This window comes from Streptosporangium lutulentum (genome assembly GCF_030811455.1).
Classification (GTDB): domain Bacteria; phylum Actinomycetota; class Actinomycetes; order Streptosporangiales; family Streptosporangiaceae; genus Streptosporangium; species Streptosporangium lutulentum.
In genome coordinates, this window is sequence record NZ_JAUSQU010000001.1 from 5,599,152 (window position 1) to 5,619,349 (window position 20,198).

A 20,198-nucleotide genomic window follows, 5' to 3' on the forward strand; every position below is an offset into this window, starting at 1 on the left:
GCGAGGTCGCGGCGGTCACAGGTCAACTCTGCCCCCGCCCGGATCACCTCGCACCCGCCCCCCGGAACCCGCGGACCGACCCCGGCCTGCGAGACGTCCGTTCCCATCACGGAGCCACAGCGACAAGCCGGAAGAGGGGGCGCGGGACGCGCGCCCTCCGATCGCCGCGCCGGCGGCAGGATCCAGGAGATGCCGTCGAGGACGCGGGGACCTCTGCCCATAAAAACCCTATATACCTACTGGCTATATTGCTAAATATCACTTTACGATCTACGTTGGGGCGGGTGACGACCGGCGTTCCCGCAACCCGCGACGGTGCGGCGTCCCCCCCTTGGCGACCGGCCGGCCCGCCACGTCACGCGCAACCACTTGATCGCTTCAAGCTTTCAATCATCCCAATGCTCAGGAGCACCATGAAGTCACCCATGGAAGCGCTTCGCGGGAGCGGCGACGAAGAACTCGACAGGCTTCTGGAGCAGTTCGGCCAAGAAGTCACCGGGCTCGAGGAACTTCAGGAACGCATCGCCGGAGTCCGCGGCCGAGGCGAGGCGGCGCGGGGACACGTCGCCGTCGAGGCGTCGCCGGCGGGCGCGCTCACAAGCCTCACGATCGATCCTCGCGCCATGCGGCTCGGCTCCGCCGAACTGGCCGCGGCCATCCTCCAGGCGGCCGGCGAAGCGGCCCGAGACGCTGAGAAACAGGTGAAAGAGCTGGTGAATCCCTACGTCGCCGATACCCTGCTCGAAACCGTCCTGCCGTCCCACGGCGAGTAGTGAGCGTCGTATGGCATGCTCCCCGCGCGATCGGTCACGTCGCATGACGGCCGCGAGCGCTCCCGGGGTCATCCGTTGAGCGTCAGTCCCGGACGCGTCTCGGTATACGGCTTCGGCACGCTGGGCCTGGCGGCGTTCGTCTTCAAAATGCTCGCGGTCGACTATCCGGACGGTGATCCGGCCCGCTCCCGCCAAGCGGGAGACGTCTGGGCACGGCTCGCCGACCGCCTTGAGAAGAACCCGGACACCACCTATCCGTTCGCCGAGGCGGTGTGGAAGAAGAACGGCGGCGACAGCGTGGAGGCGTTCAAGGAGGCGATGATCTCCAAGCTCTACCCGCGCCCTCCGGAAACGAGTTTCCCCGACAGGCTCGCCCTCGCCTGCCGGCGGAACAGCCAGGCCTGTTACGAGTACGCCGAAATCATCGAGACGGCGCAGCACGCGTACTGGACGGCGGCATGGGCTAATTTCGCCAGCTTCGTCTTCCTCACCACTTTTCCCTGGCAGGCCGGAGCGGCCGGCCAGCTGACGCAGTTCCTCATCCGGCGGGCGCAGGCGAAACTGCTCGCCAAGCTTCTCGAACACGCCACCGCGAAGATCGTGCTGAGCAAACTCACGGAATACACGATCGGCAGCACGTTCTTCGCCGTGGGAGACGTCGCGACGGTGGCCGGCGTCCGCGCCCTGCGAGGCGAGAACCCGGGTTCACTCGGCGACAACGGCACCAAGGCGCTGAAGGAGTTCGCTGCCTCGATCGCTTTCTACGGCGTGTCCGACGCGGCCACGCCCGCGATCAAGGCGGTCACCCGAAATGCCGAACTGCAGTCCTTCCTGGGAAGGATGGCCGGAGGCTCGATCGGCTACGGCCCCTCGTACGACGCCCTGAACGGGCAGAGCCACGCGGAGCTCATCCCCACGTGGAAGGAGACCCTGGGCAGGGCCCTTCTCTATTTCACGATGGCCCACAAACCAGCGGGCTGACACCGCCGAACCACCGACCTGATTGCCGGGTGACGCCAGATGTCCTCACCAGAATCGACAGAGCCACCGGAAACCATCACGGTGACGCCTCCCGGCGGGGAGTACGACTCGTTGTGGAAGATCGCCGACGAATTCTTCGAGGACGGTTCCCGCTGGCAGAGCATCTACGAGGCGAACCGCGACGTTCTCAACGACCCGAACGGGCTCCGGGTGGGCATGACGCTCCGCCTGCCCATGGAGATCTACCCGCGTCACCTCCGATCTGTCGCAGATGCCTTCGACGTCGAGAGAGGTGAGCTCGCCGACGCTGTCAGACAGGCGGCGGCGGAGCTGAACAGCATCGGGGACTTCTGGGGCACCGGCAAGGAGGCGACGGCGTTCTTCAAGGGGCAGGGCGACGGCACGGGGTACGAGCTCGTCTCCGGCCGGGTCATGGAAGGCACCGAGGCTCTGCTGGACGCCCACAAGGACATCCCCACGCTTCTCCGCCTCATGGCCGACGGGGTCGAGACCGCCGACTGGGACAGCGTCGCCGCGATCCTCTCCATTCCTCCCGATCCCGACAAGGACCGGCCGGTGTGGGGGGAGTCCCGTTGACGCGGGTGATCCGACTGATCGCGATCTCTGCCGACGGGATCCGCCAGACCACCTCGCACCCGCCCCCGGGACCCGCGGACCGACCGCGGCCGCGAGCCTGCGGGGCCACCGCGCTACGCCGTACGCGGGTTCCCGCGGCGAGGTGAGTCAGGTCGTGCCCGCGACGGTCAGGGGGTGAAGATCTCCTGGACCTTGACGATCTCGCCGCGATAGACGGTGATCAGTGAGGGGTGGCCGCTGCGGGCGTATCGCTTGAGCAGGACGGCCCGTGAGCAGCGCTTGGCGCCGAGCCCGGTGCTCCGGGCCAGTGTGGGCTCGCCGCCGGACACCTTGCACCCGGACGCCGACAGGAAGACGACGCCCCTGGCGACGCGCGACGAGTAGGCCATCGCGTCGTTCTCCGGCGGGCCGACGAACCAGCCTTCGGTCTGGGTGCCCTTCTTCCACCTGATGGGCTCGTACTCGACCGTGGTGCCGCTGACATAGGTGACCCAGCCGCGCAGGATGCCGTTGCGGCGGGGGCTGATGCGCTTGGTGAAGTCGTGCCCGGGATCGGCCTGCAAGGTCGTGCCGAAGGTCTTCGGCGCCTCGTACCTCGGATAGGCCGCGGCGTCGGCGGCCATCCCGGACGACAGAACGACAGCCGTGGCCACGCCACCGGCGAACAGGGTACGCAGGAAAGTTTTCACATCCCTGAGATCCACCCGGGCCCGGAAAAGTTCGCCGCGAATCGCGTGATCCACAACACAGCGGCACGAATGCCGTGACGGCGCCCTGCCCCGCTGGACGACCGTCTCCCCGGACGGGGCGTTCGCCGTGCCCCGGCCATCGGGCCGGCTCCGGCACGAACGCGCCGAAGGCGCACCTCCGCACCGGGGCGTACCCATGGCGCGGGGCACTTGAGATCGACGTGGAGCCCCCACCTCGGCCCGACCAACCGCGACTCCCCCACCTATTGACCCTAATGTTTCTTAGGAGTTAAATTAAATAGCAAAATAAGGTATGGATTACAGCGTGTCGTAAGTCGGGTTCCTGCCCGCCGTTAGACCCCTTCACCCCCCGGATCCTTTGTGGAGACATGCATGAGAGGTCTATTCCGTCCTGCCGTTTTATGGACCGCTTCAGCGGTCCTGGCAGCCCTGGTCGCAGTACCGTCCGCCCCGGCCTTCGCGGATACGCTGTTGTCGCAGGGCAAGGTCGCCACCGCCTCGTCGACCGAGAACGCCGGCACCCCCGCCGGCAGCGCCGTCGACGGCAACACCGGCACCCGCTGGTCGAGCGCGAACACCAACGATCAGTGGCTCCAGGTGGACCTGGGAGCCTCGGCCGCCATCAGCCAGGTGACGCTGAACTGGGAGGCCGCCTACGGCAGCGCCTACAAGATCCAGGCCTCCTCGAACGGGACCACCTGGACCGACCTGAAGTCCGTCACCGGCGGTGACGGCGGCATCGACACCTGGGCCGTCACCGGCACCGGCCGGTACGTCCGGATGCTCGGCGTCACGCGGGCCACCGGCTACGGCTACTCCCTGTGGGAGTTCCAGGTCGTCGGCACCATCGGCGGCACCGACCCCGGCGGCGGAGGCCAGTGCGCGACCACCAACGCCGCGCTGAACAAGCCCTCCAGCGCTTCGTCGACCGAGAACGCGGGCACCCCCGCCTCCGCCGCCTTCGACGGCGACAACGGCACCCGCTGGTCCAGCGCGGTCGCCGACCCGCAGTGGGTCCGGGTCGACCTCGGCTCCGTCCAGAACATCTGCAAGATCGACCTGAGGTGGGAGGCCGCGTACGCGACCGCCTTCAAGCTCCAGGCCTCGGCCGACGGGACCACCTGGACGGACCTCAGAACCGTCACCGGCGCCACCGGCGGCAACCAGTCCTACGACGTGAGCGGCTCCGGCCGGTACGTCCGGATGAACGGCACCGCGCGGGCCACCGCCTACGGATACTCACTGTGGGAGTTCGCCGTGCACACCACCACGACGGGCGGTCCGACGGATCCGCCCCCGACCGGCGGCGGAGAGCTGGGCCCGAACGTCCACGTCTTCGACCCGTCCATGTCCAGCGCCGGCATCCAGAGCCAGCTGGACGCGGTCTTCACTCAGCAGGAGTCGGCACAGTTCGGCACCGGGCGCCACGCCTTCCTGTTCAAGCCCGGCACCTACAACGTGAACGCCAAGGTCGGCTTCTACACCTCGATCATGGGTCTGGGCCAGAACCCCGACGACGTCACCCTCAGCGGCGTGACCGTCGACGCGGGCTGGTTCGGCGGCAACGCCACCCAGAACTTCTGGCGCTCGACGGAGAACCTGTCGGTCCAGCCGCCCGGTGGCACCAACCAGTGGGCGGTCTCCCAGGCCGCGCCGTTCCGCCGCATGCACATCAAGGGCGCCCTGAACCTGGCCCCCACGGGCTACGGCTGGGCCAGCGGCGGCTACATCGCCGACAGCAAGATCGACGGCGCCGTCGGCCCGTACTCACAGCAGCAGTGGTACACCCGTGACAGCACCATCGGCGGCTGGGTCAACGGCGTGTGGAACATGGTCTTCTCCGGAGTGGTGGGCGCACCCGCCAACTCCTTCCCCGAGCCGCCCTACACCACGCTGAACACCACGCCGATCAGCCGTGAGAAGCCGTATCTCTACGCGGACGCCAGTGGCTACCGGGTGTTCGTCCCGTCTAAGCGGACCGACGCGCGCGGTGTGAGCTGGGCGAACGGCTCCACCCCCGGCACCTCCATCCCGCTCAGCCAGTTCTACGTCGCCAAGCCCGGTGACACGGCCGCGACCATCAACGCCGCGCTCGCCCAGGGCCTGCACCTGCTGCTCACCCCCGGCATCTACAACATCAACCAGCCGATCAACGTGACCCGCGCGAACACCGTGGTCCTGGGCCTCGGTCTGGCCACGCTGATCCCGAGCGGCGGCGTCAGCGCGGTCAAGGTGGCCGACGTGGACGGCGTGAAGCTCGCCGGCTTCCTCGTCGACGCGGGTCCCCAGAAGTCCGATGTGCTCATCGAGGTCGGCCCGCAGGGGTCGAGCGCGGACCACGCCGCCAACCCGACCACGCTGCAGGACGTGTTCGTCCGGATCGGCGGCGCCTTCGCGGGAAACGCCACCACCAGCGTGGTGATCAACAGCGACGACGTGATCATCGACCACACCTGGCTGTGGCGCGGTGACCATGGCGACGGCATCGGCTGGAACGTCAACACCGCCGAGACCGGTCTGATCGTCAACGGTGACGACGTGCTGGCCACCGGCCTGTTCGTCGAGCACTTCCGCAAGTACGACGTCGAGTGGTACGGCGAGCGCGGCCGGACGATCTTCTTCCAGAACGAGAAGGCGTACGACCCGCCGAACCAGGCGGCCTACATGAACGGCACCACCAAGGGATGGGCGGCCTACAAGGTCGGTCCCGCGGTCAACGTCCACGAGGGATGGGGACTCGGCAGCTACGTCTACTTCAACGTCGACCCGACGATCGAGGTGGAGAACGCGTTCGAGGTGCCGGTGAAGCCTGGCGTCAAGTTCCACAGCCTGCTCACCGTCTCTCTCGGAGGAAACGGGCGGATCAACCACGTGATCAACGGCGTCGGCGGACCCGCCCAGGGCACGGCGACGATCCCTTCCAAGATCGTCTCCTACCCGTAAATCCCCCACGACCACCTGGTCGGCGTTGATCGCCGCTCTCTCGCCGACCAGGTGCACACCCAGGCCGTGGGCCTCCGCTGACACAGGGAGGCCCACGGCTTCCGCGAAGACCACGCCCGTCCACCCGGGCGACCACGCGAAGGCGCGGCGCCGCCGTGTCAGCCGCGTGGTGCCGGCCAGAAGGCGAGGTTGTGGTCGGCGGCGTAGTCGACCGGTTCGATCGCGTCCGGCTCCAGTGACTGGGTGTGGGGGACGCGCGCGGCCCGGTCGAAGCGCTCCCAGCGCGGCAGCCCCCGGCCGTTGGGGTCGCCGTCGCGGGCGAAGTTGGTCCAGTAGGCGATCATCTGGTCGGACAGCCTCCACTGGGCCGGGGTGAAGACGACCTCCTTCTCGGTGAACAGGTACGGCATGTCACCCGCGTGGTAGGCGCCCCAGGGGAAGTCCGTCCCCAGCGGCAGGAACATCGGGGCCTCACGGTCGGCGAACTGGTAGGCGTAGGTCGGCGCTCTCTCGCTGAGCAGCTCGTTCTGCTCGAAGGTGGCCCTGGCCCACATGCGGTCGGTGACCACGGCGGCCCAGGCCAGCCCCGGCGAGCCGTACGCGGCGATCGGATACTTCGCGCGCACTCTCGCCGCGGCCTTGCCGAACGCGGCCCTCAGCAGCGTGCCGTACTGATCGGCGGTGACCGGCCTGCCCGCCACGTCGTGGAAGAGCCCGACGAAGATCCGGTGCTCGTCGCGGGTCGCCCCGGAGATCACCGGGACCCGGTGGGCCCGGCCGGCCCGGAACTCCGCGGGCGGCAGCCCGGGCAGCGTCTCGCTTCCGTAGGCGTAGGTCTGGAACATGTTCATGATCTGCGGAACCTTGAGGATCCTCTCCACCGGGAGGGCGCGCAGGCAGCGAAGGTCCTCGCAGCCGAGCTGCGGGGCCACGTGCGTCCCCATCCCCTCGACCTCCGCCACCGTGCGCCAGGCGAAGGACGGGTGGGCGGGGACGCCCTCGCCCAGGCTGCCGGCGAGCATGTCCATCATGCCCTCGCCGCTCTGCATGACGGCCCGGTCGAACAGCCCCCTGGCACCCGGCGAGGTCAGGTGCCCGCTGATGCTCAGCGCACCCCACGAGACACCGAACACCGTCACGTTCGCCGGGTCTCCGCCGAACGCGGCGGCGTTGCGGCGAACCCAGCGCAGGGCCGCCTGCTGATCCTGCAGGCCGTACGTGCCCGACCCCCTGAGACCCGGATACCCGAAGCCTCCGAACACCCCGAGCCGGTAGTTGATCGTGACGACCACCACGTCCCCCCGAGTGGCGATCCGGCGCACATCGCTGAGGTCGCCGGAGCCCAGGGCTCCGTCGCCGTGGATCCACACCATCACCGGCCTGTTCTTCCGGGGGGTGCGCGGTGCCGTCACGTTGAGGAACAGGCAGTCCTCGTCGGAACTGGCCACCTGCGCGTAGTCGCTCCCCACCTGCGGGCACATGCTGCCCGGCCTGACGGCCTCCCTGACCCCGGTCCAGGCCCTCACCGGCGCCGGCGAGCTCCAGCGCAGCTCGCCCACCGGCGGGGCCGCGTAGGGGATCCCCTGGAAGATCCGGTGTTCGCCGGCCACCGTCCCCCGCACGGCCCCCGCGTCGGTCCGGACCACGCTCGCGTCGGTCTTCTCCCGTGCCTGCCCCGCCGACGTGTTCGCGCACGCCGGCAGCAGGACCATCGCCGCCACGGCGGCACCCACCACCTTTTCTCTCATGCCCTCCACGCTGTCAAGGCGCGAACGGCCTGCGCAGATCCATCGATCCTGAATACCGCAGGACAAATGTCCCCTCCGAGCCCGGACGGTCTCGACCGGGCCTTCGCCGAGGAAACGGCCGGCGCCTCCGAGCCCTTGTCTCTGGGCCGGAACGGTCCCGATTGTTAGGCTCGCTTGCCAAACAAGCGTTCATTTTCCTAAGGACGGGTTATGACGACGGTTCACGGGACGTGCGACCCCCGGTTCTCCCGGGTGCGTGAGGTGTTCGACAGGCACTTCGCCGACGGAGAGGAGCTGGGCGCGGCGTTCGCCGTGTTCCTGGACGGCGAGCCCGTCGTGGACCTGTGGGGCGGGATCGCCGACCGGCACACCGGCCGGGCCTGGGAGAGCGACACCCCCGTACTGGTGTACTCGTGCACGAAGGCGGTGACCGCGACGGCGGCGTCGCTGCTGGCCGAGCGCGGGCTGCTCGACGTCACCGCCCCGGTCGCGGACGTCTGGCCGGAGTTCGCGCGGGGCGGCAAGGAGCGCGTCACCGTCGAGCACCTTCTCACTCACCGGAGCGGGCTGCCCGTGATCGAGGAGCAGGTCCCGCCGGAGGAGTTCGAGGACCAGGTCGCCATGGCCGACCGTCTCGCCGGGCAGACGCCGATCTGGGAGCCGGGAACCGCGCACGGCTATCACGCCCTGACGTACGGATTCCTGGTGGGCGAGGTGATCCGCCGGGTGTCGGGCAAGACCGTGGGCGAGATCGTGGCCACCGAGATCGCCGGGCCGCTGGGGCTGGATCTCTGGGTCGGCGCGCCGGACGACGTGGCGGCGCGAGCGGCCCGGCTGTCCGCCGGGACCCAGAGGAAGCCCGAGACGGGCGGCCGCCCGGACGACGCCTCCACCGCGGCCGAGCTTCCGGGGCAGGGCCCCGGCGATCCGGTCTACGAGATGGCCAGGGCCTCTCTCGACAAGAACAGCCTGATGAACCGGGCCCTGGGCAATCCGCCGATCCACAAACTCCAGGGGGGGCGCCAACCACCCGGTCATCCTCCGCGCGGGCTGGCCGGCGATGGGCGCCGTCACCACCGCCCGGGGTCTCGCGGGCTTCTATCGCGACCTGGTGGCCGGGCGGATCCTGCGCGCGGAGACCTTGGACGACGCGACGCGCGGGAGGGTCAGCGGGCCGGACAGGGTGCTGCTCATCGACAGCGCCTTCGGCCTCGGCTACATGCGCCCGTCCATGACCTTCCTCACCCCGGCGGGGGGCGCGGAATCCGCTTTCGGCCACACCGGCATGGGCGGATCGCTGGGCCTCGGCGACGTCGAACACGGCCTGGGCATGGCCTACACGATGAACAAGATGGCCGGCGCGGTTTCGGGCAGCTTCCGCGCCTACCGCCTCGCCGAGGCCGTCTACGCCTCTCTCCACGCCCGATAGGTTCGACGGCTCAACGCGTCGTGACACCGCTCCCGCGCGGCCGACACCTCAAGATCGACCGATATCCGACCCCCACGAACCCGAACGTCCGCCTGATCGCCGATCGAAGCCCCACACCTGGCCGAATCGGCTACCCATCGCATCCTCGTCGTTACGTTCCGACAAATTTTCCGGATCGTGACAACCAAGCGCATGGGTGAGACCGTCGAACAAGGCGACGGCACTCGGAAGGGGACCGAATGGTTCCGGGATACCGCGAGATTCGAGAGCTCGGCGCCGGCGGCGGCGGACGAGTGATCCTGGCCACGTATGCCGCCACCGGCGCCTACGTGGCCATCAAATATCTGAACGCGGCCTTGAAGGACGATCACCGTTTCCTGGCGCGCTTCCGCGAGGAGGCGCACGTCATGGTGGAGCTGCGCGACCCGAACGTGGTCCAGTTCTACGAGTACTACGAGGACGTGCTCGAAGCCGCGATCGTGATGGAGCTCGTGGACGGGGTCGCGCTCAGGAAGATCCTGGCCGACCACGGCAGCACGAGCCCCGAGGCCGCGCTGGTGGTGCTCAAGGGCTCGCTGCTCGGCCTGGCCTTCGCGCACTCGGCCGGGATCGTGCACCGCGACTACAAGCCGGAGAACGTGCTGATCCAGGCGGACGGCACCAGCAAGCTGACGGACTTCGGCATCGCCACCCACGTCGGAGCGCCTGACACGCCGGCGGGCACCCCGCCCTACATGGCGCCCGAGCAGTGGGCGGGCGCCCCGGCGAGCACGGCGACCGATGTCTACGCGGCCACGTGCGTGTTCTTCGAATGCCTCACCGGGCGCAGGCCGTACTCGGCCGACCATCAGGCCGCGCTGATGTACCAGCACCAGAACACGCCGGTGCCGGTCGAGCACGTGCCGAGCTCCGTCAGGGAGCTGGTCGCGCGGGGCATGGCCAAGTCCCCGGAGGACCGGCCGCCGACGGCACGGGCGTTCCTCGCCGAGCTGGAGCTGGCGGCGCTGTCCGCCTACGGACCGGAGTGGGAGCAGCGCGGGCGACGGCACCTGGCCGAACTGGCGACGCTGCTGGCGCTGGCGTTCCCCCTGGCCAAGTCCACGCCGAGGGCGAGCACCTCGGTCGCCCAGAGCGTGATCGGCCGGATGGGGAGGATGCGCCGTCCCCGGCTGGGTCCCCGGATGCTGGCCGGGGCGGGCGTGATCACCGTCGCGGTGACGATCGGGCTGGTGGCGGCCAACCAGCCCCCCGACCGGCTCGCGGCGGACACGATCTTCACCCCGCCGAGCCCTTCCGCCGCCGGGGACACCCCGGCCGGACAGAGCCGGCGACTGGAGTCACCCCCGCCGGAGCCGATCCTCACCCCCCGGACGTCCCGGCCCGCCGCCACCGACCGTGCCCGGCCGCCCACCGGCCACCCCACCCCGACCCCGTCGAGGAGCCGGGTGCAGGCCCCGGACCCCGTCCCCTCGAAGAGCGCCACGAGCACGTCGGCCCCGACCCCGGCCTCGCCCCCCACTCCGACCGGCTCGGGGACACCCCCCGCGCACACCGTCAGCGGCCTGTCGATCGTGGGGATCGACGCGAACGGGACCACGGTCGCCCTCCGCGCCTCCACGTCGGCGGACGTCGTGCTGACCATCGGATTCGCCGAGGGAGAAGACCCCGACCGGCTCACGGGGACACCGCCGGGCCGCTTCACCGTCAACGGGTTGAGAACCTACTCCCACACCGTCCCGCACACCTTCACCGCTCCGACCTGCGGTCAGACCCTCTACCGCCGGGTCACGGTCTCCACCTCGCCCCAGGCCTCCGGAGGCCCACGGAGCCTCACGACGAAGGTCAGCGGCGAGCCGTGCCCCGCGCCCCCGGTCGAGTCCGTGGACATCGCCGCCTGGAACGGTGCGGCGGCCACCGTCCAGGTCCGCGCGGGTGGTCCGGGCAAGGTACGGCTCACCGCCACCTTCACCCGCAAGGACGGCGGGGAGGACGAAAGCTCCACCAGGATCCTGGACACCCAGACCAGAACGCTGTCCGGAAAGACCGACTACAGCCTGAGCCTCTCCGCCCCCGTGCCCACGGTCGCCTGCGGCGAGCGGGCGCTGTTCGGGATCACGGTCGCCACCGACCGTCCGGCGGGCAACGGCACGCAGGTCAAGGAGATCTCGGTCGAGGGACCGAGGTGCGCGCCCCCGGTCGTCTCGATCAGCTCTTTCGACGGCACCACGGTCTCCTTCCGGGTGCGGACGCCCAATACCTCGGCGGTTACCGTGCGACTCGGGTTCGCCCAGAAAGCCGCCGGCAGGCTGACCGACAGCACGCAGGTTCTGCGGCTGTCCGGCGACACCGAATACACGCGGAGGGCCGTCGGGGAGTTCGCCGCGCTGCCCGAATGCGGGGAGGACGCCCAGCGGCTGGTGACGATCGCCACCGTCCCCGAGGGCGACACGCGGTCCCGGAACGTGAGACTCGATCTGCCCGACTGCGAGCTGGAGCCCTATCCCAGCTCCTCACCGCCGGAAGGGACCGTCGACGGAGATCAGTTCGTGGACGATCCCGCACCGGACGGCATCCTGTGAGGCGATCAGGCGTTCACCAGCTTGACGATCAATGGCCGGTAACGCCCGCCCGCTGGGCGTCCGCCGTCGTAGCGAGTCATCCAAGGAGCTTGAGATGGGTCTTCTGGACGGAAAGGTCGCGCTGATCACCGGCGGGGCCAGGGGTATGGGCGAATCCCACGTCCGGCTGTTGCTCCAGGAGGGTGCGCGGGTCGTCTTCGGCGACGTGCTCGACGACGAGGGGAAGGCCCTGGCCGAGGCCACCGGGGCACTGTTCGTTCATCAGGACGTGACGAGGCCCGAGGATTGGGAACGGGCGGTCAACACCACCGTCGAGACGTACGGCAAGCTCGACGTCCTGGTCAACAACGCTGGGATCATGAAATTTCGCCGGATCACCGATATGACACCGGACGAGTACGACCAGGTTCTCAACGTCAACCTCAAGGGCACCTGGCTCGGCGTCAAGTCCGTGATCGAGCCCATGAAGGCCGCCGGCCGGGGCTCGATCGTCAACATCTCCTCGATCGAGGGCTTCATCGGCGCGGCGGGCCTGTCCGCCTACTCCGCCTCCAAGTTCGGGGTGCGTGGCGTGACCAAGGCCGCGGCCCGCGAGCTCGCGCAGTTCAAGATCCGGGTGAACTCGGTGCACCCCGGCGCCGTCGCCACCTCCATGGTGCTGGACCCGGAGCTCATGGCCGAGGTGGACGGCGACGCGTTCATGAAGTCCATGGTGATCAAGCGCTTCGCCAAGCCGGTCGAGGTCTCCCACGTGGTGGCCTTCCTCTGCTCCGACCGGGCGAGCTACTGCACGGGAAGCGAGTTCACGGTGGACGGCGGCATGCTCACCGGCGCGGGCTACTGACTCCCGGCTGTCCCCTCCGTCCATAACCGGGGTGTGATGAACAGGCCGGTGGCCTCGACGAGGGGCGTGCCGTCAGGGAGGGCGATCCGGCCCTCGGCCCAGGACTTGCGGCCTTCGGTCCGGAGATACTCGGCGGTCGCCACCAGCGGCTCGCCGTACGGGACCCGGCGCACGTAGCGCAGGGTGAGAGTGCCGGTCATCCCGGCACCGCCCGCCACCGCGACGGCCTGTCCCAGCACTTGGTCGAGGACCATGGCGCTGACGCCCCCGTGGACCGAGGTGGGCGGACCCTCGTGGATCTGCCGGAAGCTCAGTTCCGCACGGATCGTCCCGTCGGAGGTGACCCGGGAGACCAGCGGGAGGGCGTACGGGTTGGCCGATCCGGTGACCGCGTTTCCCGCGTGCCGTGGCACGCCTTCGGGGTCGAACGCGAGGGGATGCCGGGAGGTCCGCCGCAGCGCGCGCAGCCGATCGGTGAGGGCGGCCAGCTCAGCGGTGATCTCGACGAGTTCGTCCTGCGGGACCCCCGTCAGCACGACCGCGTCAACCAGATCACGTACCTGCTGGGTGAGCAGGTCCAGCGCGGAGGGCCGGTCCCCGGCAGCCGCCGGGTCTTCGGTGTCCCCGGCGGAGGCGAGTTCGATCGTCATGGGCCCACTTTAGAACACGTTCTACAGAATTTTGTTCGGGCCCCCGGAATGCTCGTACCCCAGGGGTACAGGCCAGGGCGAACGCGACCACGATGTCGAGCGATCAGGCCGTGTATCGGCACATGACCGCAACGGCGAATGTCGCGCCCAGATGACTGGGCGCGACATTCGCCGCCTTCCACGACTTACCTCAGCTCGACGGCACCCCCTGCAGGGAGGTTCCACCCGTTTGTCCGGGCGACCTTGCACGGTATGGATTTCAGAACAAGGCCACCGAAAGGACTCGAATAGGCATCTTCGCCCCCTGTAGTGACAAGTTCGAAAAACTTACCGCCAATTCAAAAACATTGATTTCACATAGAACTCCGCCAGGCCAAAGAGCGAGGAGGAGTCCTACGGAACGGTCGGCCGAATCCAGAAGCCGAGAGGACCTGCTAGCAGGGTGCGCAGAGAGTGCCGAGAGTGCCGAGGCAACCCCCGCCGTATGGGACCAGAGGGACCAGAGGCCTAACACCTATGAGAGCCACCGGGCAGCTAGGTACCGGTTGAGGGACGGTGACAAAAATTTCGCCCGGAGGACCGGGAATACCATCTACACCGTCAGCACCTGCCGGACCCCTCGGTCCTTCAGGACCTGCTGGTCCCTCAGGACCGGTGGCACCTGCCGGACCCACTGGACCCGTCGGACCCCTCGGTCCCGCCGGACCCCTCGGTCCTTCAGGACCAGTGGCACCGTCGACGCCCGCCGGACCCTCAGGACCGACAGCACCGTCAGCACCCGCCGGACCCTGCGGACCAACAGGACCAGCAAGACCGATAGCACCGTCAGCACCCGCCGGACCCTCAGGACCGACAGCACCGTCAGCACCCGCCGGACCCTGCGGACCGACAGCACCATCAGCACCCGCCGGACCTTGAGGACCCTCAGGACCATCGGCACCGTCAGCGCCCGCCTGACCTTGAGGACCTGCGGGACCCACAGGACCTGCAGGACCCACAGGACCCGGAGGACCAGCAGGACCCGGAGGACCAGCAGGACCAGCAGGACCCTGAAGACCCCGATCACCCTTATCGCCCTTAGGCCCCTTAAGGCCCGGGTCACCCTTAAGACCCTGAGGACCCGGATCGCCCTTATCGCCCTTAGGCCCCTTAAGGCCCAGGTCGCCCTTAAGGCCCTTAAGACCCTGATCACCCTTAAGGCCCGGAGGACCCTGAGGACCCGGATCGCCCTTATCGCCCTTATCGCCCTTAGGACCCTCAACTTTGAGAATTCCAGGAGACGGAGGGTCCTCGGGAAGCGAAGGAGTCATTCGATCGTCCCTCCGCCCCTTGCCGTTGGTGTTGTTGTTGTTGAGGTTCACGTCGATTTTGTGATGCTTTTTCCTGCATTCGTGGCGGTGCCTTGTCGAGCACTCACAGTGATGCCTTCTGCAGCATCCGCAGCGCCTTCCCCGGCACCTGCAGTCGTCGCCCGCATGGAGAGCACTCCCTTCCGCGAGGCGCACAGGGGAGGCGGGTAGCCGGCTGACGCCGTCCCCGACGCGGGAGGTGGTCGCTCCCGTCTGCCCGGCGGCATCCGCCAGAGTCTGGGTCGATGAGATTACGAGGACGCTGGCCACGACTGACACGGCCAAGGCTTCGGCATATTTTCCGGAGATGGGACTCAATGTCCATCTATTTCTCCGATAAAACACTTAATTCCCCCGATGTAACTAATGACGGGAAATCCCGATCGGTCGCACCACTACAGTGGTGATCAGCCAGAAAATACCCCCAGAACACGGGAAGTCACCTATTGGCACAGTTGAAAAAAAGCAAAAAACGCCAACAAAATAAAGTCTTCGCGCCTTTTTGTGCGATTCGTCTCTCTTGTCGGAATTAAATACTGAATCCGACTTTATATTAATTCGATGAGAAAGCTGGTTTTGATGAGATATCCACCGGAGGTCGATCTCTGAAATCCGTGAACGGCCACGGGCCTTGCGACTCCTCAGTCGAGGTGGAGGGCCTCGCGCCCCGGCCAGAAGTCCTTGAATCCCGGCGGCGTTTGAGGTCGTGGCTGAAACCCACACCCGTAACGGGCTTGCCGCGCACGAACCCGATGCCGGTGTCGTCATCGCGACCGGCACGGGACATCGGAGATCGACCGGACAGGACCGAAGACGATCGCAGCGGATGAGGGCCGGCTCTCACCCGCCACCAGAAGGTCCGCCCGTCATCAACCGGGTTCTGAGCCGCGACAACGGCGGGGAGGTCGGATTTCCTGTGGCGGCGTCGCGGCGGATCAGCAGCCGACCGCCTCCGGCGGTGGACGGGGTCTACGCCGCGCCCCGTGGCCACCGTCTCATCGTCGGCCCACGCGACTCACGATGATCAATCATGATCGCACCTGTTCTCACATCTCCGTATCATCGATCGCATGACCGCTGAATCCCCGGAACCCCTCCACCGTGGTGAGCTGCGCGTCTCCCATGCCGACCGCGAAGCGGTGGTGGAGCGGCTGAGCGAGGCGGCAGCCGAGGGCCGCATCGACCTCACCGAACTGGACACGAGGCTGGAGCAAGCACTGAACGCCAGGACCTACGCGGATCTGGCACCCCTCACCGCCGACCTGCCGCCCGCGGTCGCGCTGGATCCTGGACAGCCGCTGACCCTCAAGGGCGGCTTTCACGGCGCGGAGCGCGTCGGGCGGTGGCGGGTGCCGTCGAAGATAACCGCGTACGGCGGCATGGCCGGCGTCAAACTCGATTTCACCCGGACCGACTGCCGGCTGCCCGAGGTCGAGGTGGAGGCACACGGACAGATGGCCGGGGTCACGATCGTCATCCCCGAGGGCTGGGCCGCGGAGACCACCGGGATGGATCCCGGTTTAGGCGGTCTGAGGGACAAGACCACTCCCGACCGGCTCTCTGGCACACCGCTGATTCGCCTTGTCGGCACCGGCGGCCCAGCGGGTGTGGTCATCCGCCACCCCAACGGCCTCGAACGCCGCAGGCTGAGGCGCGACAAGCGGTGACAAGCCGCGAGATCACGATGTGCGGCCGAAGTATCGGTCGTGGCCTTCGTCGTCGCCCACCCGGTCGGCCAGGATCCGTCCGGCCTCTCGTCGGGGCCGTGCCGTGATCACCCCGCGTCACGGGGTCAGGCAGGACGAGCATTCGCAGACGCCTCGTTACAGGCCTGCCGTTCTTCAATCGCGCTGGGGAAGCGCCCGGCTTTGCCTCTGCGTCAGATGGCGGCCCGCCCGGTTCGGGGCGTCAGGGCCGATGTAGCAGCTCTAACACCCCGAACCAGGTCTATCGCACGATGCCGTCGATCTGACGGTGATCAGATCGACGGCACCCCTGCTCGCCGTTGTCCGGCAGAGCATTTGGTCTTCTCCCGCCTTGGTCGGCGGACTCCCCGATGACCCATGTGTCGAACATGCGCGACCCAGCGAAGTGAACCGCCCGACGATTCACCGGAAAACTCTAGAAGTAGAAGACCGGGCCGGTTTCGTTGCGCATCATGCACGGGTTGACGAAGGTCTGCGTGTACCGGATGGGCCGCCTGTTCCAGACGCCGGTCGCGGTCGCTCTGACGGGGTCGTACTGCCTGGTGCAGAACTCTTGCCGAGCCCGGACCCTGGCGGGATCACCCTGCGCCGGGATCAGCGCGGCGCACGCGGCGGCCGCACGAGGGTGCGAGCCGTATGCCGGGTCACACCTGAGCTGGACGACTCGTGGCCTGGACCGTGGGTCCGCCGTCTTCACGACGGTCAGCGTGAGCTCCTTCGCGTCGCTGCGCGGCGGACCCCACGGCGGACGGGGCGGGAGAGGCCTCGGCGGAAGGGGACGCGGGTCGGGCCTCCACGTCGGACGCGGGTCAGGCCTCCACGTCGGACCCGAGTCAGGCCTCCACGTCGGACCCGGGTGAGGTGGACGCGGCCGCGGCAGGCGCACCTGCGGCGGACCCGGCGGAGGCGAGGGCTGGACCAGAGGGCCGTACTGGACCCACTGCGTGCCCGACAGGGCCTGCGGTGAAACCGACTCGCCCACGGGCCCGTGGGACTCGGGGGTCGATGATTGGGCGGCTGCGGCAGCCGTACCGCTGGCGAGAAAGAGCCCGGCGGTGGTCAGGCATAAGAGACGTCGCATGAAATCCCCCAATTAATAAATATTGTTCGAATGAACGGGAATAGGCTTCCGCCCTTTTCGGGGAGGCGGTGTACGCCCTGAACCAGGGAAATGCTATATAGGCTCGTGACGAGATGTCTCTCAGCGACTCGCCGTAGAACGCCATCGATTCACAGAACGCTGCCGATCCGTCGACCAATTCATCAGAGTCGGCGAGGGAACCTCCGGGTTCATCCGGTCGAAGAATCGCTTCCCGCCATGGTCGCCTCCGTTGAACCGGTCACGGCGTGGCCGTCGCCCACTCTCGACAGGGGAAGGCGAGAAGCCGCTCTCTTCAAGGCGCGGAGAAGTCACGAATTCGGCATTCTCCCCCATTGCGGATCGGCGCTTCGCGCGAACCGGCCGTTACTCCGTCGAGGTGTCCGGCCTCGGATCCACCTGAGACTGGCCCGTCGAGCCCGGTATCGCGGTGACCTCACCCGGACCCGGCCCCGGGTCCGTCCCCGACCCCGGGTCCGGTGTCCCGGGATCCGGTCCCGGTCCGGGCCCCGGGCCGCTCTGGCCCTGGACGCCGACCACGATGGCGATCGTGGCGTTCGGCTGCGCGCAGGTGCCGGGCGCCACGTTCTGCGACAGCACCACTCCGGCCTTCGACGGGTCGTCGACAAGCCTCGGTCGCGTCCGTACGGTGAACCCGGCGCCGCTCAGCGCGCTCGACGCCGCCGCCGAGCTCCGGCCGACGACCGCGGGCACCTCCGCTCCGTGCTGGGACACGACGAACGCGACCGCGCTGCCCGAGGAGACCCGGTCGCCCGCGCCCGGGGTACTGGCGAGCACCTGTCCACCCGGCTGGTTCGAGCAGCGCGTGGTCACCCCGCCCGTGGCCAGTCCCGCCCCGGTCAGTGCCGCTTCGGCGGCTCTCCTCCTGAGACCGGTCAGCTCGGGCACCGGCACTCCCGCCGAGAACTCGAAATCGACCTTGGTCCCCTCCCGCACGGTGGCTCCCGCCTCCGGCCGGCTGCTGAGCACCTGCCCGATCCGCTGATCGGAGTCCGCCGAGGTGGCCGTTCCGACGACCAGGCCGGCGCGCTTGATCAGTCGCGACGCCTCCGAACGGTCCAGCCCGACGAGCACCGGCACGGATACCAACGCCGGCGCCGCCGTCGTGGGGGCGGCGGGGGGCGGAAGGACCGCGGAAGGGGCCTCGCCCCTCTGCGAGGGCTTGGCCGGACGGGTCGTCTTGTTCGTCTGCGGGAGGGGCTCGGTCTCGGAGCTGGACTCGACGGCCGGCAGCGTCTGGCCGCCCCCGCCCGCTCCGCTGTCACCGCTCAGCGCCGGGACCAGCACCCCCACCAGCACGGCCGCGCTCACCAGCAGCGCCCCCGACACCGCGACCGAGGCCCTGGTGGCCGCCCGCCCCGGATAGGTCCGCGGCTCGTTCGACTCGCCGAAGTCGCCGGGCCGGGCGAGCCCGGCGGACCAGGCCGGCGCGGCCAGGCGGGAGGACGTGGCGGACGTGACCAGCGGGGCGGACCTGGCGGACGCGTCGAGCCGGGTGGACTTGACGGACCAGACCGACTTCGCGAGCCGTACGGGCTGGGAGGAATGGGACGCTCCGGGGTCGCTCGGTTCGGGCGGCACGTCCACGCTCGATGGAGCCCGGATCTCCGCCCACCGTCCGTCGTCGTCATCGAGCAGCGCGAGCAGCAGTTCTCTGCTGGTGGGGCGATTGCGGGGATCCTTGGCCAGGCAGTCGGCGACCAGCATGCCGAGCAGGCCGTCGAGGCGGCCCAGTTCCGGGGACGCGGTGAGGATGCGGTGCAGGACGGCCGCGATCGAGTCCTGGCCGAAAGGCGCGTGCGCGTTGGCGGCGAAACAGATCGTGGCGCCCCAGGAGAAGACGTCGGCCGCCGGATCGATCTCGACCCCCTTCACCTGTTCGGGCGCCATGTAGGCGGGGGTGCCCGCGCCGCGCCCGCTCTGCGTGGCCGCCGCGTCGAGCGCCCTGGCCAGCCCGAAGTCGATGACCCTCGGGCCGTCCGGACCGAGCAGCACGTTCTGCGGCTTGAAGTCCCGGTGCACGATCCCCGCACGGTGGATGGCCGCCAGGGCCGTGGCCGTACCGATGGCCAGGCGCTCCAGCGCGCCTCCTTCACGGGGCCCGCTGACCGCCACTTCTCGGTGGAGCGAGGGCCCGTCGACGTATTCGCTGACGATGTAGGGCCGATCGCCGTCCAGCCCGGCGTCGATCACCTGGGCGGTGCAGAACCGGGCGACCTGCTTGGCCAGCTCGACCTCGCGCAGGAAGACCTCCTGCTCGTCTCCGACCAGGCCGTGCAGCAACTTGACCGCATAGGGCTCGGAGCCCGTCTCGGGGCGCACCCCTACATAGACCACCCCCTGGCCGCCCTCTCCCAGGCGACCGACGATCTCGTATTCACCAAGTCTTGCGGGATCCCCTGTTTTGAGCGGCTGCGCATACGGCACGCGAGCCTCCCCTCACCGCCACCCTTCCTACTCAAGAAGACCTATCCCCAACAGTCAACGGAAATGAAGCCCTTGTGTCCCTCACTGTGACACTGATGTGATGCTCAGGTCAGGAAAAAGAGCGGTACATCATCCGAATAGCAAACACTCTCAAACGATCACGAGCCTGACCGCGACAAGATCTTCTTTGCATCTCCCCGCATGAAGCGAGACGGATGGCCGCCCACCCTCGCCGCCTTCTGCGACAGTGAAGGCGGCGTTTCTCTCACCGGGCGAATCCTTGGTGGACCAAGCGATTGCTCGGTTATCATTCCCGGGGCGGCTCGCTCGCGTCGCGGACGA

14 protein-coding genes and 1 pseudogene are annotated in these 20,198 nt (G+C 68.5%); 9 read left to right on the forward strand and 6 right to left on the reverse strand.

Features of this window, described 5'->3' with window-relative positions; all coding sequences use genetic code 11:
• Positions 1-284: 284 nt before the first annotated feature.
• From J2853_RS24895 to J2853_RS24905, 3 genes are all read left to right on the forward strand, one after another.
• Positions 285-773: a YbaB/EbfC family nucleoid-associated protein gene (locus J2853_RS24895; RefSeq protein WP_307561891.1), complete on the forward strand. Its 489-nt coding sequence runs from the start codon at positions 285-287 to the stop codon at positions 771-773.
• 75 nt (positions 774-848) lie between these two features.
• Positions 849-1,754 (forward strand): WXG100-like domain-containing protein, encoded by a 906-nt coding sequence (locus J2853_RS24900; RefSeq protein WP_307561893.1) that lies wholly within the window; start codon positions 849-851, stop codon positions 1,752-1,754.
• 39 nt (positions 1,755-1,793) lie between these two features.
• Positions 1,794-2,351: a LysM peptidoglycan-binding domain-containing protein gene (locus J2853_RS24905; RefSeq protein ID WP_307561895.1), complete on the forward strand. Its 558-nt coding sequence runs from the start codon at positions 1,794-1,796 to the stop codon at positions 2,349-2,351.
• Between the two features lie 167 nt (positions 2,352-2,518).
• Here J2853_RS24905 and J2853_RS24910 read toward each other — a convergent pair whose 3' ends face one another.
• Positions 2,519-3,040: a hypothetical protein gene (locus tag J2853_RS24910; protein ID WP_307561896.1), complete on the reverse strand. Its 522-nt coding sequence runs from the start codon at positions 3,038-3,040 to the stop codon at positions 2,519-2,521.
• 393 nt (positions 3,041-3,433) lie between these two features.
• On the opposite strand from J2853_RS24910, the gene J2853_RS24915 reads away from it, so the two are divergent.
• Complete coding sequence (locus J2853_RS24915) at positions 3,434-6,004, forward strand: discoidin domain-containing protein (RefSeq protein WP_307561897.1); 2,571 nt, start codon at positions 3,434-3,436, stop codon at positions 6,002-6,004.
• 158 nt (positions 6,005-6,162) lie between these two features.
• On the opposite strand, the gene J2853_RS24920 is transcribed toward J2853_RS24915, so the two are convergent.
• Positions 6,163-7,752, reverse strand: a complete 1,590-nt coding sequence (locus J2853_RS24920; protein ID WP_307561899.1) for a carboxylesterase/lipase family protein — start codon at positions 7,750-7,752, stop codon at positions 6,163-6,165.
• Between the two features lie 210 nt (positions 7,753-7,962).
• Between J2853_RS24920 and J2853_RS24925 the strand changes: the two are divergent.
• The 4 genes and pseudogenes from J2853_RS24925 to J2853_RS24940 all read left to right on the forward strand — a co-directional run.
• Positions 7,963-8,589, forward strand: a pseudogene (locus tag J2853_RS24925) (serine hydrolase domain-containing protein); the annotation flags it as partial.
• 223 nt (positions 8,590-8,812) lie between these two features.
• Positions 8,813-9,181 (forward strand): serine hydrolase domain-containing protein, encoded by a 369-nt coding sequence (locus tag J2853_RS24930; RefSeq protein ID WP_307561901.1) that lies wholly within the window; start codon positions 8,813-8,815, stop codon positions 9,179-9,181.
• Between the two features lie 239 nt (positions 9,182-9,420).
• Positions 9,421-11,760 (forward strand): serine/threonine-protein kinase, encoded by a 2,340-nt coding sequence (locus tag J2853_RS24935; protein ID WP_307561903.1) that lies wholly within the window; start codon positions 9,421-9,423, stop codon positions 11,758-11,760.
• A 94-nt stretch (positions 11,761-11,854) separates the two neighbouring features.
• The gene (locus J2853_RS24940) at positions 11,855-12,604 is read left to right on the forward strand and encodes a glucose 1-dehydrogenase (RefSeq protein ID WP_307561905.1); all 750 of its coding nucleotides are present in this window, start codon (positions 11,855-11,857) and stop codon (positions 12,602-12,604) included.
• Here J2853_RS24940 and J2853_RS24945 read toward each other — a convergent pair.
• Positions 12,598-13,254: a PaaI family thioesterase gene (locus tag J2853_RS24945; RefSeq protein ID WP_307561906.1), complete on the reverse strand. Its 657-nt coding sequence runs from the start codon at positions 13,252-13,254 to the stop codon at positions 12,598-12,600. The genes J2853_RS24940 and J2853_RS24945 overlap by 7 nt on opposite strands.
• Positions 13,255-13,846: 592 nt before the next feature.
• A complete protein-coding gene (locus J2853_RS24950) occupies positions 13,847-14,320 on the reverse strand; it encodes a hypothetical protein (RefSeq protein WP_307561908.1) in 474 nt (157 codons plus the stop codon).
• Between the two features lie 1,353 nt (positions 14,321-15,673).
• Here J2853_RS24950 and J2853_RS24955 point away from each other — a divergent pair.
• A complete protein-coding gene (locus J2853_RS24955) occupies positions 15,674-16,270 on the forward strand; it encodes a DUF1707 SHOCT-like domain-containing protein (RefSeq protein ID WP_307561910.1) in 597 nt (198 codons plus the stop codon).
• A gap of 454 nt (positions 16,271-16,724) precedes the next feature.
• Here the strand turns inward: J2853_RS24955 and J2853_RS24960 are convergent, their stop codons facing one another.
• Together J2853_RS24960 and J2853_RS24965 are read right to left on the reverse strand one after the other, a co-directional pair.
• On the reverse strand, positions 16,725-17,390 hold the full coding sequence (locus J2853_RS24960) for an SSI family serine proteinase inhibitor (protein ID WP_307561912.1): 666 nt from the start codon (positions 17,388-17,390) through the stop codon (positions 16,725-16,727).
• 384 nt (positions 17,391-17,774) lie between these two features.
• Positions 17,775-19,856: a protein kinase domain-containing protein gene (locus J2853_RS24965; protein WP_307561913.1), complete on the reverse strand. Its 2,082-nt coding sequence runs from the start codon at positions 19,854-19,856 to the stop codon at positions 17,775-17,777.
• Positions 19,857-20,198 lie beyond the last annotated feature (342 nt).